General features: G+C 33.4%; 14 protein-coding genes. 10 read left to right on the top strand and 4 right to left on the bottom strand.

Going from position 1 to position 17,217, the window contains the following annotated elements; genetic code table 11:
* Position 1 precedes the first annotated feature (1 nt).
* The 5 genes from M9897_14045 (at position 2) to M9897_14025 (ending at position 5,583) form a co-directional block, all read left to right on the top strand.
* Positions 2-1,666, top strand: a complete 1,665-nt coding sequence (locus tag M9897_14045; GenBank protein ID MCO5270005.1) for an MBOAT family protein — start codon at positions 2-4, stop codon at positions 1,664-1,666.
* 99 nt (positions 1,667-1,765) lie between these two features.
* Positions 1,766-2,620 carry a GNAT family N-acetyltransferase gene (locus M9897_14040; protein ID MCO5270004.1) on the top strand — a complete coding sequence of 285 codons (855 nt, stop codon included), beginning with the start codon at positions 1,766-1,768 and terminating at the stop codon, positions 2,618-2,620.
* Positions 2,617-3,606: a polysaccharide deacetylase family protein gene (locus M9897_14035; GenBank protein ID MCO5270003.1), complete on the top strand. Its 990-nt coding sequence runs from the start codon at positions 2,617-2,619 to the stop codon at positions 3,604-3,606. Before M9897_14040 ends, M9897_14035 begins: the two co-directional genes overlap by 4 nt.
* A 3-nt stretch (positions 3,607-3,609) precedes the next feature.
* On the top strand, positions 3,610-4,416 hold the full coding sequence (locus M9897_14030) for an AAC(3) family N-acetyltransferase (protein MCO5270002.1): 807 nt from the start codon (positions 3,610-3,612) through the stop codon (positions 4,414-4,416).
* Positions 4,417-4,743: 327 nt separating this feature from the next.
* Positions 4,744-5,583, top strand: coding sequence for a prohibitin family protein (locus tag M9897_14025; GenBank protein MCO5270001.1), 840 nt, complete (start codon positions 4,744-4,746; stop codon positions 5,581-5,583).
* Positions 5,584-5,641: 58 nt separating this feature from the next.
* On the opposite strand, the gene M9897_14020 is transcribed toward M9897_14025, so the two are convergent.
* Positions 5,642-6,166 carry a YceI family protein gene (locus tag M9897_14020; GenBank protein MCO5270000.1) on the bottom strand — a complete coding sequence of 175 codons (525 nt, stop codon included), beginning with the start codon at positions 6,164-6,166 and terminating at the stop codon, positions 5,642-5,644.
* A 142-nt stretch (positions 6,167-6,308) separates the two neighbouring features.
* Positions 6,309-7,853 (bottom strand): glycine--tRNA ligase, encoded by a 1,545-nt coding sequence (locus M9897_14015; protein ID MCO5269999.1) that lies wholly within the window; start codon positions 7,851-7,853, stop codon positions 6,309-6,311.
* Between the two features lie 168 nt (positions 7,854-8,021).
* Between M9897_14015 and M9897_14010 the strand changes: the two genes are divergently transcribed.
* A complete protein-coding gene (locus tag M9897_14010) occupies positions 8,022-10,229 on the top strand; it encodes a choice-of-anchor L domain-containing protein (protein ID MCO5269998.1) in 2,208 nt (735 codons plus the stop codon).
* 71 nt (positions 10,230-10,300) lie between these two features.
* On the opposite strand, the gene M9897_14005 is transcribed toward M9897_14010, so the two are convergent.
* The gene (locus M9897_14005; GenBank protein ID MCO5269997.1) at positions 10,301-12,427 is read right to left on the bottom strand and encodes an RNA-binding transcriptional accessory protein; all 2,127 of its coding nucleotides are present in this window, start codon (positions 12,425-12,427) and stop codon (positions 10,301-10,303) included.
* Between the two features lie 83 nt (positions 12,428-12,510).
* Here M9897_14005 and M9897_14000 point away from each other — a divergent pair, with 83 nt between their 5' ends.
* The 4 genes from M9897_14000 (at position 12,511) to M9897_13985 (ending at position 16,343) form a co-directional block, all read left to right on the top strand.
* The gene (locus tag M9897_14000; protein ID MCO5269996.1) at positions 12,511-13,596 is read left to right on the top strand and encodes a CoA transferase; all 1,086 of its coding nucleotides are present in this window, start codon (positions 12,511-12,513) and stop codon (positions 13,594-13,596) included.
* A 32-nt stretch (positions 13,597-13,628) separates the two neighbouring features.
* The gene (locus M9897_13995) at positions 13,629-14,270 is read left to right on the top strand and encodes an ATP-binding cassette domain-containing protein (protein ID MCO5269995.1); all 642 of its coding nucleotides are present in this window, start codon (positions 13,629-13,631) and stop codon (positions 14,268-14,270) included.
* A gap of 2 nt (positions 14,271-14,272) precedes the next feature.
* Complete coding sequence (locus M9897_13990) at positions 14,273-15,451, top strand: hypothetical protein (protein MCO5269994.1); 1,179 nt, start codon at positions 14,273-14,275, stop codon at positions 15,449-15,451.
* A 67-nt stretch (positions 15,452-15,518) separates the two neighbouring features.
* Positions 15,519-16,343, top strand: a complete 825-nt coding sequence (locus tag M9897_13985) for a prolyl oligopeptidase family serine peptidase (protein MCO5269993.1) — start codon at positions 15,519-15,521, stop codon at positions 16,341-16,343.
* On the opposite strand, the gene murQ is transcribed toward M9897_13985, so the two are convergent.
* Complete coding sequence (murQ, locus tag M9897_13980; protein ID MCO5269992.1) at positions 16,344-17,159, bottom strand: N-acetylmuramic acid 6-phosphate etherase; 816 nt, start codon at positions 17,157-17,159, stop codon at positions 16,344-16,346.
* Positions 17,160-17,217 lie beyond the last annotated feature (58 nt).

The raw sequence follows: 17,217 nt of genomic DNA, 5'->3' as shown, positions 1-17,217 counted from the left end.
AATGCAACGACTACTAGATGTATTTTCATTTGCACGAATAGACTTAACTTTTTCAAAGTTAGACTTCTGGCTATTCTTTCTAGTGGTCATGATATTTTTTTCCATTTTGCATAAAAACAAGGTGGTAAGGAGTATTTATCTCATTCTGATAAGTTTATTCTTTTATTACAAATCATCTGGATTATCTGTATTCATCCTGATTTTTACTTTACTATCGAATTATAAGATAGGATTATATATTGCAAACGCAGAAAGAGTCAAGGTAAAAAAAATATTTCTAACTATTGGAGTAGTCTTAAATATATTAGTTCTTTCTTATTTTAAATATGCCTATTTCTTTACAAATTCATTTAACGAATTATTTCATACTAAATATGAAGTGTTTAATTTGTTCGCATATTTCCAAAATGGATTTAGCACAACAGGAAGTCATAGCATATTTGAACGTATTTTGTTGCCAGCAGGTGTGTCTTTTTTTACTTTTAGTTCAACAGCATATCTGATAGATGTATATCGAAAAACAGTACCTCCGGTTAAAAACTTATTTACCTATTCCTTTTTTATTTCCTTCTTTCCCCATCTCATTTTAGGACCAATTGTTCGTGCAAAAGATTTTATCCCACAAATAGACAGACCTTATTATCTTGATAAAGATGGTTTTGGCTGGGCTATTTTTCAGATTCTTAAAGGGATGTTCAAGAAATTGATTCTAGCAGACTATGTGGCGGTTCATTTTATCGATAAGATTATTGATTCTCCAGATGCCTACCCTGGATTTGTCGGATATTTTGCCATGATAGGATATTCCGTACAGATATATGGAGATTTTGCAGGATATACTGATATGGCAACGGGTATCGCAAAATTAATGGGGTTTGATTTAAAAATGAATTTTAACAGGCCGTACAAATCACTCAATAACGCAGAATTCTGGCGGAGATGGCATGTCTCGTTAGGTTCATGGTGGAAAGATTATTTATATATTCCATTAGGTGGAAATAGATCTGGAGGTTTTGCTACTGTATTCACTTTTACCATTATATTTATTTTCTTATTTTTTATTACCCGATGGTATGCACTTTTTTTTGTTTACTCTGCTCTTTTGAGCTTATATTTTATTATTCAACTAGCCTTTCCTAATTATAAAAACACGATATATCGTGATATGAACTTATTGATTACAATGGTCATAGGTGGTTTGTGGCATAATCCCAATCAAAATTTTGTAATTTGGGGAGCATTAAATGGAATTGGACTTGTATTCTATAATCATTGGAAAAAAATCTCACCTTATGAGAATTCTAATCATGTAATAGTAAGAATATGGAAGATATTATCCACTTTCTTTTTCTTTACCACCACACGAATTTGGTTCCGTGTAGAAGGAGAAAATGAACCCAATGCATATTTTATGCATATTATTAATCAATTTAACTTCAGTTGGGATGCGTTCTGGTTAATGTGTACGAGTTTCACCATTCCATTACTGCTCACAGGTTTCGGGCTATTTTTACATTGGCTACCTGATTCAGTGGAGGATAAAACCATACGCGTTTTCTCAAAACAACATTTTATAGTACAAGCCATCATCAGTTGCGTATTCGTAATTCTTATTTATCAACTGATGGCAGATACGTCCAAACACTTTGTATATTTTGCATTCTAGAAGCAGAAAACAATACAAATAAAAAGATTTCTTTATCTTCGTTTCGTGAAGGCTATTTGGATAAATCAAAAAAATATTGACCGAAAAAAATGGGATGCTATGGTAGAAAATACACCCTGTGCACTCGTTAGTTCTCTTTCTTTCTATTGGGATGCCACTGCACAAGACTGGGATGCTTATCTCGCAGAAGATTATTCATACGGGATACCTGTCGGAGTAACAACTAAAGGAGGGATTAGGCGGCTTTATTATCCATTGTTTCAAAAGTTTCATGAACCTCTTGGAAATAAAGGAGATATAGATTGGATAGATTTTGAAAATTCCTTGCTTGAACGATTTAAAAAGGGAGAACTAATCGTCAACAACACGGTTCCACTCCGGATTAAAAAAGAACAATTACTCACACAAATTCTCACAAAAGAACAATACAATCTCAAAACACAAGCGAAAAGGATGCTCAAAAAATTTGAGCAATCCCAATTAGAAATAAATGACAAAGACGTTAAGCTTGATAAGCTATTGAGGGTTATTATAACTGAGCTTTCTAAGAAATTAAATGTTTTTAATCCAAAAGAATCTCAAACATTATACACCTTATTTAATGAAGCAGAGAAATTAGGACTACTTTATAAAGTAGGATTGTATGAAAAGGGAGAATTAATTGGAGGATTAATTGGAACGCAATACAAAAATCAACTTCTCTACATTAAAGGAACAGCAACAGAAGAATCACAAAAAAATGGATCCATGTATGCGCTCATGAACCATCTTATATCACATGGTTTTGAGCATAATTGCCTGATTGATTTTGGTGGATCTAATGCAGAGGGAGTACGTTATTTCAATACAAGATTTGGAGCAGAAGATGTTTATTATTTCCATTATTCTTGGGATAATTCACCTTGGTGGTTTAAAATATTTTATGGGATGTATCAAAAGATAAAAGGTAGATGAATACATATATAACATACGATTATGAAATTTTCTTTGGCCACAATCACGGAACCATTGAAAAATCCTTACTATACCCTACTGAACAAATTCTAGCAATTGCTGAAAAACATCAGGCAAAATTTACCTTTTTTATTGACTGTGGATTCATTATTAAACTAAGGGAGTACAAAGACCAATTTCAAGAATTAGAAAGACAATATCAATTAGTTACAGAACAAATTAAAAAGATAAAAAATCAAGGACACGATTGCCAATTACATATACATCCACATTGGGAAAAAACTATTTATAATGGCGAACGTTGGGAGTTTAATTATGATTATTACAAATTATCCGATTTCAATCAAGAAGAAATCATAGATATCTTTAGAAGATATACAGAAGAATTGAAAAACATCACCAATGAAAGCCCCACTGCATTTCGTGCCGGAGGGTGGTGCATACAGCCCTTTGATCAAATCAAACCTGCCTTTTTAGAATTGGGTATCAAATTAGATTCATCTGTTTTTAGTGGAGGAAAAAATATTATTTCACCATATTATTATGATTACACCACTGCTCCATCAAAAGATTTCTGGAAATTTGAAAATGACGTATGTAAAGCTGAAGAAAAAGGTAGTTTCATCGAAGTTCCAATTTCTTCTTATCACTATTCCCCACTATTCTTTTGGAGATTATTTATTCTAGGAAATACCCTACCAAAATCTCACAAACCAATTGGAGATGGAAAACCTATGCCTTCAAGTATAACTCGTAAGAAGATGCTTACACAAACACACTTCATGTCGGCATCTGTTGATGGATATTTTATTTCAAAAGCGGAGGAAATACTAAAACGTAACCAAAAACAAAATGATAAACACACCGTATTATTAGGACATCCTAAAGCGGCGACACATTATTCTCTCCACCAATTAGACAAACTCATTCAAAGAAATAAATCCTGGTGCAATTTTATTTCTTTTTCAATGTTTAAAGAATCATAAATCATGCTAACAATAGATGAACATATTACCTTTGAGGAACTTCCCTTCCATTTAGGCTTATTATCTGACAGTGTTGTTTTTATTAGTTCTGATTTAAAAGAGATTGCCTACCAAGCAAAACAAGAGAAAAGAAATATTGATATTAATTTATTTATCAAAAATTTACAACTCACTGTTAAAGATGGTACTATCGTTATCCCAGCATATACAGATTATTTAAAGGATGGTGACACCTTCGATTATACAAAATCTAAACCTTCCACAGGAGCAATCTCTAATAGAGTAATTAAAAATAAAGATTTTACTCGAACTAAAGACCCACTACACTCCGTACTTATTTGGGGAAGAGATAGAGATGAAATTATGGCTTTACATGACAATAGTACATTTGGAGAGAATTCTATTTATGGGTACTTACATCAGAAGAATTGTATTTTTATCTTTATAGATGTTCATATTATCAATAGTTTTACCTTCATTCACTTTGTCGAAGAACAATTAAAAGTACCTTATCGAAAATATAGAAATCTAAAAATAAATGTTGTGGAAGGGCAAGATTCAAGTATTCAACACGTTCTATTTCACACTAAAAAATGGGGAGTTCTAAATAATTTTGATCTATTAAATGAACGACTTATACAAAATAAAAGGATGACTCGTTATACCTATCGAGGCATATTCATAGATACAGTTTTAGCGCAAGATGCCTATACAGAGGTTAAACATTGTATTCAACGAAAAGAATACTTGTACAATTTTAGTTGGAAGGAATATGTGAAGTCATTTATAAAAAAGATACTTGGTAAATAGTTTCTCAATATAAAAATCACCTTACATTCTTAAAAAGTAAATTATATCCATAATTAAATGTATTTTTGAATCAAATTATACCTTTACCAGATAAAGTACATATATATGAATGATAAAAGCAAATTAATTTTTCGAATAATTTTAGGAGCCATCATAATTGGAGGATCATATTATCTCTCATTTAAATATTTATTTAAATCTCCACCATTTATTAAAGTGTTAGTACTAATAGCATTAGCTTCTATTACTTATCTTACTATTAATATGATTCTTAAAAAGAGAAAAAAGGACTGGTACGGTAATAAATAATACTTTAAAAATAGAATTATGGAAACGCACAAGATTATAAGATACGTTGCTATAGGAGCAATTGGATTAATTGTATTAATTATCATACTCAATTCATGGGTAACTATTAAACCTGGAGAACGTGGATTTGTTTTCCGTCCCTTTAGCGGAGCAAGTATTAATACAGATGAGATTTATGGAGAAGGAACTTACTTCATTCTTCCATGGAATGATATGATTACGTATGAAGTGGTTAATAAAACAAACCAATACAATCAAGAGGTAATGGATATCAATGGTACTGATGTAAACGTTCTTGTTTCAGTAAACTATAATATAATACCAACAGAGGTAGCTCGAATACATCTAAGACACCGTGAAAATTACAAAACATTTATTGATGACAAATCCAGAGGAGCCATAAAAGATGTTATTGGACGATATACTTATGAGCAAGTTTATTCTTCTAAGAGAGAAATCTTAGAGAGTGAAATTGAAGCTATCTTAAATAAAGATTTTGAGAATAACTTCTTACGCTTAAATTATGTTGAAATTTCTGATGTAAATCTTCCTGATAATATCGCACTCCAAATTGAAGAAAAAGAAACACAAAAACAAAGAAACCTAACTGCTAAAGAAAAACAAAAAGAAGAGGAATACCTCGCTAATGCTAAAATCGCAAAAGCAAGAGGTGACTCCGCCCTAATTGTTTCTGCCAAATACAAAGCAGAAGCTATCAGATTAGAGGCTGAACAAATTGCCAGAAATCCCCAGTATATTGAATTAAAGAAATGGGAAAAATGGGATGGTCAAGGTTCACCATACGGAACAAATAATGTTTTTGGAGATAAAGCTATTTCTATCCTAAAGAGTAACTAAACAAAGAAGGCTATCCCAATCGATAGCCTTCTTCTTTTTGTATATAACTACTAACCTATTAAATAAATTGTGTTTCTATATCAAAATTCACATCCTTAGATACCAAAACTCCTCCCGCCTCTAATGCAGAGTTCCATTTCATATCCCAATCGTGACGATCTACCTTCCCTGTCATAACCAATGCAATTCTATCATTTCCCCATGGATCTTTCATTACTCCGCTGTATTCTGCATTTAATGAAACAGGATTTGTAATACCATTCATTGTTAAATCACCTTCTACTATGAAATCATTACCTCCTTTAGCCGTAATTTTAGTTGATTTAAAATTCACCGTTGGATTTTTCTCTGCATTGAAGAAATCTTGACTCTTTAAATGTCCATCTCTATCAGCATTATTTGTATTGATTGAATCAGACTTAGCTTCAAAATTCAATTGTGCCGTTTCAAAATCTCCGTTTGCCATATCAATAGTTGCTACATAGGCATCAAATTTTCCATTTACCTTAGAAAACATCATGTGTTTTACATTAAATCCAATTGTCGTGTGCGATGTGTCCGCATTCCATGTTTTTGTACTCATATTTTTATGTTTTTATATATTAATTCATAACTATAGTGCAAATATAGAGAGACAAAAAGCCTTGTGCATTGATGTATGTTAAGAAATAAAAAAAGCATTAAACCAAATGGTTTAATGCTTACATTTTAAAATCAGAAAGAACCTATCCTTTGATTAATAAGGTTTTCAAATTAACTTTCGCATCAATGATATTGTGTAAATCACTGATTGCAACACGTTCTTGAGTCATTGCATCCCTATCGCGAATAGTAACCGTATTATCTTCCAATGTCTGATGATCTACTGTTACATGGAATGGTGTACCAATAGCATCTTGACGACGATAACGTTTTCCAATGGAATCTTTTTCATCGTATTGACATGTAAAGTCAAATTTAAGTTCATCTATTATTTCTCGTGCCTTTTCAGGAAGACCATCTTTTTTAGTTAAAGGCATTATCGCAACTTTATATGGAGCAATAGCAGGAGGTAATGATAACACTGTTCTTTCAGAACCATCTTCCAAAGTTTCTGTTTTTAAAGAAGAGCTTATAACTGCTAGAAACAAACGGTCTAATCCAACTGATGTTTCTACAACATAAGGAACATAGCTTTTATTCAATTCTGGGTCAAAGAATTGTAATTTCTTTCCGGAATATTCCTCATGTCTCTTCAAATCAAAATCAGTTCTTGAGTGAATTCCCTCTAATTCTTTGAATCCCATTGGGAATTCAAATTCAATATCTGTAGCAGCATTTGCATAGTGTGCTAATTTGATATGATCATGAAATCTATAATGTTCTTCACCTAAACCAAGCGCTTTGTGCCATTTAAATCGTTTCTCCTTCCACTCCTCATACCATTTTATTTCCTCGCCAGGGCGAACAAAGTATTGCATTTCCATCTGTTCAAACTCACGCATTCTGAAGATAAACTGACGTGCTACTATCTCATTTCTAAAGGCTTTACCAATCTGAGCAATACCAAATGGTATTTTCATCCGAGAGGATTTCTGCACATTTAAAAAATTCACAAAAATACCTTGTGCTGTTTCAGGTCTCAAAAATATCTTAGAAGCGTCTCCAGCAACAGAACCCAATTCAGTCGAAAACATTAAGTTAAACTGTCTAACTTCTGTCCAATTTTTAGAACCTGATATTGGACAAACAATTCCTAATTCATCTATTAAGTTTTTAAGGGCGGTTAAATCGTCATCTGCAAATATTTTTTCTAGGCGACTCTCTAATTCATCGATTTTTTCTTGATTGCGTAAAACATTAGGATTCGTAGCCAGAAATTGAGTTTCATCAAAGTTTTCTCCAAATCTAGCTTTTCCTTTTTCTACTTCTTTAGCTATTTTTTCACGATATTTTTCAATATAATCTTCCACTAAAACATCGGCACGATAGCGTTTCTTAGAATCCTTGTTATCAATCATTGGGTCATTGAAAGCTTGCGTATGTCCGGAAGCATCCCATGTTCTTGGATGCATAAAAATAGCCGCATCAATACCAACAATTTCTTCATGCATCTGCACCATCGCTGCCCACCAATATTTTTTGATATTGTTTTTTAATTCAACCCCCAGTGGGCCATAATCATAGATAGCAGATAGTCCATCATAAATATCAGACGAAGGAAATACATAACCATATTCTTTGGCATGTGCTATCACTTCTTTTAGAAAATCATCACTCTTTGTATTCATAGCGGCAAATTTATATAATAAATATATATGCTTGCCATGGGATTCAAATTAAAATTATTAATCTGCATTATAAATTCTTGCCTTAATAAGATATTTTAATAAATTTGCTTCTGACGCAACTTTTTAAATCAAAATTTCGTCCTCATTCTATATTAATAAATAACAAAAATGAAAAATTGGCTTAAACTGTTAGTTGGATTATTGATCCTTAATTTCATAAACTCTAATTCTTTTGGACAAAATATCCAATTAATTAATCCCACAATGACGCCTGCACAGGCTGTTCAAAATGTATTATTAGGACAAGGTGTTACTGTTTCTAACATTAAATATAATGGATCAACAGCAAACGCAAATGTCGTTCAACAGTCAGTTAAAGAATTCTCTTACACTGGATCAGTATTTCCATTAAACTCTGGGGTATTCTTAAGAACTCAAACAGCACCTAGCATTAGTGACCCAGATCTAACAGCAATTGCTGGAAGTCCAACTAATGGTACTATCATAGAATTTGATTTCATTCCTGATGGAGACACCTTATCTTTTAGCTACATCTTCGCTTCTTCAGAATATTCTGGCTACACATGTTCCAGCTTTAATGATGCATTTGGTTTTTTCCTTTCAGGCCCTGGTATCAGTGGTCCTTTCCAAAATGGTGCTGTGAATTTGGCGACTATACCTAATTCCAATACTCCAGTTGGTATTAATTCAGTGAACTCTGGAGTTCCTTCCGGATTTAATTCACCAGCTTCTTGTTTAGCAGCAAACCCTAATTTTGTAGCTGATGCCATTTATTTTACAACATCATACAATTCTCTCTTTACATCTTCTGGAACAGACGGGTTTAATGGTGCAACTGTTAAATTATCCGCTAATTCAAATTTAGTATGTGGTCAAACATACCATATTAAGATGGCTATTTGTAACAATACAGATATAGCTTTAGACTCAGGTGTATTTCTAGAAGCTGGTTCATTCTCTTCTGCAGGTGTAGAGATTTCTATTGAAGCTGACGTTGCAACATCTGCTGGAAATATTGCAGACACAATGTTAGTTGAAGGATGTTCTCAAGGTACTATTTATTTCACAAGACCTTCTAATCAAACAGGTGATAGTTTAGTAGTACATTTCACTACTGGTGGAACTTCTACGCAAGGTGTAGATTATCCTCCACTAGCACCTGGTGATAGTATTATTTTCTTACCTGGTCAAGATACAGTTACACTCGTAATAGCTCCTACACAAGATGGTTTAACTGAGGGTGCTGAAAGCATAATTATCTCAACATACACTCTCAATGCCTGCGGCGATACAATATATGCGGAAGGAACAATATGGATTATTGACGAACCCTATTCAACCGTCCATTCTTTAGACACTTTAATACTCTGTGCCAACGATAGTGTTCCACTGTGGGCATATACAACGGGAGGATTTGAACCTTACACCTATACTTGGGATAATGGAAGTGTAGGAGATACAGGTTATGTTTCCATCCTTCAAAATGGTACATACGATTTTATTGTAACCTCTACTGATGCTTGTGGATTCCAATATACAGATACATCAACAGTTGTCATGAATCAAACACTTGCTATTGATACAATGCTTACATATATTGCCACTTGTGGCAAAAGCGATGGCGCAGTGAGCGGAATAGGCTCTGGATTTACGGGAACTCCTAAATATACATGGACCGGACCAGGAAATGATAGCTTAGCTAACTCGATTAGCGCTTCTGTATATCAAAATATCCCTTCAGGATGGTATTATTTTACTATTAAAGATAATGTATGTGAGGTTAATGATAGTATCTTCTTAGACCAAACTCCACCACCAAATGCATCCTTTACTGCAGATCCAAATATGGGTGGTTCTCCATTGAACACAACTTTCACCAACACATCTGATTACGGTACAGGCTATACATATAATTGGGATTTTGGAAATGGACAAACCAATAACGTAAATGATTTAAGTAGTCAATACTCAACTTATATTGATGAAGGCACTTATACAGTTACATTAGTAGTTAGTGATGGAGCTTGCTCTAACACAGCTTCTCAGGAAGTAATCGTATTCCTTCCACTTATTTATGACACTCCAAACGTATTTACTCCGAATGGAGATGGAAATAATGATTATTTTACATTAAATCTTGAAAATGTAGAGCGAGTTGAGGTAGTTATTCTTAATAGATGGGGGAATGTAGTCTTTGAAAGCGATGATGTTAACTTCAAATGGAATGGAAAAGTAAATAACACTGGTACTGCTTGCTCAGAAGGAACTTACTTCTACAAAGCGATGTTATACGGAAAAGGTAAAAACGGAAAAGAAGTAGAAGTACATGGTTTTGTTGAATTATTAGGAAGATAAAAACTAATTAGAGATATATCAAAAAGCTCTCATGGACGCATGAGAGCTTTTTTATTCCTAATATTCATGTTTTAAACAGGTTTCTGCTTTAATCTCCGTAACCCTATTCTTTTGCGAGCTACATCTATTTCAGAAACAGCAACTCTAACATGTTCATGCAATTTAATATAATCAGTTGGATTCTCAACGAACACTCCTGCCGCTAAATTAGATTTATGTATTAACCCATTCTCTTTTATACCAATATTAACAAAAGCACCAAAATTAGTGATATTTGTTACGATACCATTCAATTCCATTCCTATCTTTAAATCATCAATTGTTCGAATAGAACTATCAAATTCAAGAACCTGAATCTTACTTCTAGGGTCCCTCCCTGGTTTCTTTAACTCCTTAATAATATCCTTAAAAGTATATGCATCAATATAAGCAAATTGTTGTGGCTTAAGTTCATTTAATACAGCCTCATTTCCAATTAGATCACCTAATGAAATATTTAATTGCTTTGCCATCTTTTGAATTGAAGCATACGATTCAGGATGGACGGCCGAGTTATCTAGAGGGTTTTTGCCATCTCGGATACGTAAGAATCCTGCACATTGTTCAAAAGCCTTATCACCTAAACGAGGTACTTTCTTCAACTCATCTCGTGAAGTAAACCCACCATTTTTTCTACGATATTCAATAATATTCTCGGCTAATTGAGGGCCTAAACCTGAAACATAGCTCAACAAATAAGGTGAAGCTGTATTCAAATCTACTCCCACTTCATTTACACAGGAGACAACTACATCATCTAAGCTTTCTTTTAAGAGTTTCTGATCTACTTCATGCTGATATTGTCCTACCCCAATAGACTTTGGGTCTATTTTTACTAACTCTGATAATGGGTCAACTAACCTTCTACCAATTGAAACTGAACCTCTCACTGTAACATCATAAGTTGGAAATTCTTTACGAGCAATGTCACTTGCACTATATACAGAAGCACCATCCTCAGAAACAACAAACACAGTAATATCTGTTTTGAAGTGAATTCGTTTTACTAAAGAGGTTGTTTCTCTACTCGCAGTACCATCTCCGATGGCAATAGCTTCAATCTTATAAATCTCAACCAACTGTGCCAACTTATTCATCGCTTGAGAAGATTCATTTTGTGGAGGATGAGGAAAAATTGTTGTATTTTCTAATAAATCTCCATTTTCATTTAGACACACTACTTTACAACCTGTGCGGTATCCAGGGTCTATAGCTAATATTCTTTTCTTTCCTAAAGGAGGCGATAGTAGAAGTTGACGCAAATTTTTAGAAAATACTTTTATCGCATCCACATCAGCTTCTTGTTTCATTTCACGCAACACCTCATTTTCTAAAGCAGGATGCAATAAACGTTTATACGCATCTGTATAAGCCTCTTCTATTTGTTCATTACATGGAGATAAACCTTTAACATAAAATCTATGAAGAAAATCTAATATATTATCCGTGTTCACTTGAATCTTTACGGTTAAAAGTCCTTCATTAGCAGCTCGATGCATAGCTAAAAAACGATAGGAAGGACAATCTTTCAGATTGGAAGAATAATCGAAATAATCTCGATAATTTTCTGCCTCTACCGCTTTTGCCTTAATCACCTTGGATACAATCTGACTATAATTTCTATAAGAATTACGAAGACGATTGCGAATAATACTATTTTCATTTACCCATTCCGCAATAATATCACGTGCTCCAGCTAATGCTGCATCAATATCATCCACCTTATCGCTTAGAAATTTCTCTGCTAGCTCCTCAGGTGAAGTTCTGCCCTGTAACATAATTTGGCGAGCTAGACCTTCAAGTCCTAATTCTCGCGCCATATCAGCACGAGTTTTACGCTTTTTCTTATAAGGTAAATACAAATCTTCTAATACATCCAAATCAAAACATGTTACTATCTGCTTTTTCAATTCTGCCGTTAACTTGTTCTGTTCTTCAATAGCCTTAATAATGGTATCATGACGTGCAATAATCTGCTCATATCTTTCAGATGCATCTCTAACCCTAGCGATTTCCACCTCATCTAAACCTCTCGTCCTTTCTTTTCTATATCTAGCAATAAACGGAATAGTAGCTCCTTCTGCTAATAATTTCACAACCGCATCAACACTAACTTCAACTATTCCTGTTAGATTATGTATATAACTTAATTTTGACATTTTTAATTCTTCAATTCTCAGGTAAAATTAATAATTTAGATGTTTGGTAAATGGATATCTTCAAAGATAAATAGAATAAAAATATGACCTCTCACATAGAAATTTTTAAAGAACTCAATGTCATCGATTTAACAACGGTACTTGCTGGACCTTCCGTGGGAACCTTTCTTGCCGAATTAGGGGCTCATGTTTTAAAAATCGAGAATCCTAATCAACCTGACATTACACGCTCTTGGAAATTACCTACAGAGAACAAAAATAGCCCTGTATCTGCCTACTTTGCTAGTATCAATTATAAAAAAGAATATCGCTTGCTTGACTTAACTAATCCGGTTGATCTTCAGAGTTTGTTTGAATTAATTCCTCATACGGATATTCTTTTAATGAATTTTAAAAAGGGAGATCAAGAAAAATTAGGCATAACTGATAAGATACTACGTACAAAAAACTCCAAACTTATAATAGGAAAAATAACTGGTTTTGGAGTTGATAATGATCGTGTTGCTTATGATCTAATTCTACAAGCAGAAACTGGATTTATGTCTATGAACGGAACTCCGGATAGTGGGCCTATTAAAATGCCGGTAGCACTCATTGATGTACTAACAGCTCATCACTTAAAAGAAGCTATTTTGATTGAGTTATGGCAACGTGAAAAGGTCGCAAATTATGTAGGAAAAACAGTAACTGTATCACTTTATGAAGCAGCCGTTAGTTCGCTCATCAATCAAGCATCAAATTATTTAATGACTGACTTTGTTCCACAACACATAGGTTCACTGCATCCTAATATTGCACCGTATGGAGAACTATTTAAAACAGCGGATAAGAAAACTATCACCTTTGCCATTGGAACCAATAAACATTTCCATCTGCTATGTGATTACCTTAAAAAAGATGAATTAGTAAATGATGAGCGTTTTAAAAATGTACAAGACAGAGTCAAAAACAGAGAATCTTTATACATAATATTACAAAATGAAATTAAAAAATATACTAGTAAAGACCTCTTTCAATTTATGCATACTCATTATGTTCCGTGTGGTGAAATCAAAGATTTACAATCAGTTTTTACAAATGAATTAGCACAAAATTTAATTCGAGAGGAGAATATAGATGGTCATGTAACTAAACGTGTAAGTTCTGTTGCATGGAAAATTGAAGAATAAGTTTTTTATATTTACAGATAGAATACGCGTATATGGACATTCATTTCTCCCAAGTTATACCCTCTCCTCTAGTCGATCAACCAAGACAGGATGCTAGCTTATGGGGAAAGGATTTTACATTAAAACACGGTGAAAATATATGTCTCAGTGCCCAAAGTGGTAAAGGAAAAACAAGTTTTGTACATATACTGCTAGGTATTAGAAAAGATTATACAGGAAAAGTAAGTATAGGGGGGAAAGATATACGTGATTTTACATATTCAGATTGGATAAATCTTCGGAAAAATCAAATCAGTTGTATATTTCAAGATTTACAGCTATTTCCCAAGCTAACAGTTGCAGAAAATCTACTTCTAAAAAACGAACTCACACATACCTTCTCAATGGATGAAATTAAACAGATGGTTTCCGAATTGGGAATTGAAAATAAGTGGGATTCAATATGTGAGCAACTCTCATTCGGTCAACAACAACGAGTAGCCATTATACGTGCTTTATGCCAACCTTTTGAATGGTTAATTCTAGACGAACCCTTTAGTCATTTAGATACAGAAAACATTCTAAAAGCTAGTTCTCTTATTAAAAAAGTAGTAGAGGCGCAACAAGCTGGAATTATTTTGACTTCTTTAGGAGATCTCCATGATTTTCATTCCGATAAAACAATCTATTTATAAGTATGCTTAAAAAGATATTATTCCAACATAAGAATCAAAGCCAGTTATACATTGCTATACTCGGAACGCTACTTGGATTTATCTTTTTAGTAACATCCATCCATTACTTCATCCAAATCCAACATTATGGAGAATCTTCTGAAATGGTTGGAGATAACACCTATATTATTCAAAAAAAGGTGACGGATTTGAGTATGCTGCAGCTTTCTCAAAATATCTATAATCAGGAAGACATTGAGGATATTAAAAAACAAACTTTTACCCAAGAAATTAAACCTGTAAAAAGCAATAATTTTGATATTACTATCCAAACAGATAGTGAAATTGTACCTTACTTCCGTTCCGATATATTTATACAATCTGTCGATTATGAATTTATACAATCTAATTCCCTATTTTGGGATTGGAATGTCAACAGTGAATATGTACCTGTTGTTTTACCGAGAGAGTTTTTAGTAATGCTCAATACTTTTGCTAGTGCAAAAGGTCTTCCACAGGTTTCTGAAAATCTTGCGAAATCTATTGGTTTTAAGTTTACATTATATGACCGAGAGCATAAGGAACAGTTTAAAGTTCAAATTATAGGATTTACATCCAAAATTTCATCCATCCTAGTTCCTCCCTCTTTTATGGAATATGGAAGCAAACATTTTAGTTCAGAAATAAGCGATAAAACTACCCAAATAATGGTGTCCGTAGTAGATGGAGAATTTGGAACCTTTGAGAGTTATCTAACTAAACACCAAATGGAAGCTAGTGAAAATGCTATGACTATCGGAAAATTCAAAAGTGTTGCAGGTGTTTTGTTTTCTATCCTTATAGGTGTAGGTATTCTTACCGTTCTTTTATCAGGGCTTGTTATTCTCCAATATATTCAGATTATCATCTTTGGAAATCAATACGAAATACAAACTCTTTTACGCATAGGATATTCTCCAAGACAAATTTTAAATGTTTTTATTCTATTCTTTATAAAAATTAATCTACTTCTTATGCTAATAAGCTTTCTCATTTTTGCTGCTTTAAAATACTTTATTGATCAGTTACTCTTCAAAAACGGCTTATTCATTGATAATGGATTAACATTAACAAGCGTTATAGCATTACTGCTTACAACATTTTTCCTAATACTTATCAATTATACAAGCACAAGGAAAAGTATTTATAAGTTTCATACCTAAATAATATTTCATTCTATTTTGAATCATTCAAAAAGTTAGTAGTTTTACTTATCAAATAAATGACTATATGAACTTGCATAATGAAATTTACATAGGGGCAGAAGGAAGAGAGTCTTTAGTCGATTTCGATGAACCTTTTGACGAGAATTACAATGATATCATTGTATTTATTCATGGATACAAAGGATTCAAAGATTGGGGAGCGTGGAATCTTATGAAACGTTATTTTTTATCATGTAACATCGCTTTTTGTAAATTTAATTTGAGTCACAACGGCGGAACAACTGAGCAAGCCATTGATTTTCCAGATTTAAAAGCTTTTTCAGACAATAGATATAGTTTTTGTTTAACTGACATTAAAGCAATTATAGATTGGATTCAAAGCAAAATAGATATTTCAAAGAAAGCTATACATTTAGTTGGGCATAGTCGTGGTGGAGGATTATCCATTCTTGCTGCATCTGACCCTCGTGTTAAATCAGTGATTACGCTTGCCTCTATCGCAAGTATTGAGAGTCAATTCCCAAAAGGAGAGGCTTTGGACAAATGGAAGGAGGATGGTTATTTTACGGTACAAAATAGTCGTACCCAGCAGGAAATGCCTATACGCTATTCCATCTATGAAGATTGGGAATCCAATAAAGATTTGTTAAACATAGAAGAGACAGCAAAAAAATTAAATTTACCTGCTTTGCATATCCATGGAGATATAGATGAAAGTGTCTATATAACAGAATCTGAAAAATTAAGTACGTGGACACAAGGTAAATTAATTATTATCTCTAATGCAAATCATACTTTTAATAGCTATCATCCATACGAAAAAGAAGATATGCCTAGTAAATTATATGAAACATGTATTTTGATTTCACAATTTATAGAATCTCTTTAGTTAGCATTTTCCTTCTTTAAAACCGAGAGTAGCTTTTCGTACAGAGCCATATTTTAAAAGAAGTGCTTTTCCTTCTTCATAACTCACATGACAAGCTTCAGCAACCATTTTGGCGCCTCTATCTACTAATTTGTTATTACTTAATTGCATATCAACCATGCGATTTCCTTCAACATGACCTAAACCTATCATCAAAGAGGTAGAAATCATATTGAGTATAAGTTTTTGCGCCGTTCCTGATTTTAGTCGTGTACTTCCTGTAACAAATTCAGGTCCTACAACCACAACCAACGGATGCTGTGCTATTTTACTCAAAGGGCTCTCGGGATTGCATGTTATCCCCGCAGTTAATAAGCCATATTCATTTGCTTTTTCTATAGCCCCTAATACGTATGGAGTTGTCCCTGAAGCGGCAATACCTATCACAACATCTTCTGGCTTAACATCTAATTTTTGGATTTCTTGCCAACCCAATTCCGTATCGTCTTCTGCATTCTCAACAGCCACTCTAATAGCTGCATCTCCACCTGCAATGAGCCCTACAACCACGCCCTGTTCTACACCAAAAGTTGGTGGGCATTCAGATGCATCTAAGATTCCTAATCTCCCACTCGTTCCTGCCCCCAAGTAAAACAATCTTCCGCCGTTTTTCATGTTAACAAGTGCCTTCTCCACAAAGGCTGTAATTTGAGGAATTATCTTTTCTACAGCCAAGGGAACACTTTGATCTTCTTGATTCATTGCCGTCAGAATTTCCTTCATAGACATCAATTCAAGATGATTGTAATTGCTGGATTGTTCTGTGACTTTTTTCATTTTATTGAAATCTTATAGAAAGTAAATGTATAGTTTAAAATGAAAAAGCCAATAGGTA

Source organism: Brumimicrobium sp., assembly GCA_023957385.1.
Classification (GTDB): Bacteria; Bacteroidota; Bacteroidia; order Flavobacteriales_D; family Crocinitomicaceae; genus Brumimicrobium.
The sequence above is the reverse complement of the archived record's forward strand: the minus strand, read 5'-3'. Positions and strand labels throughout refer to the sequence as shown.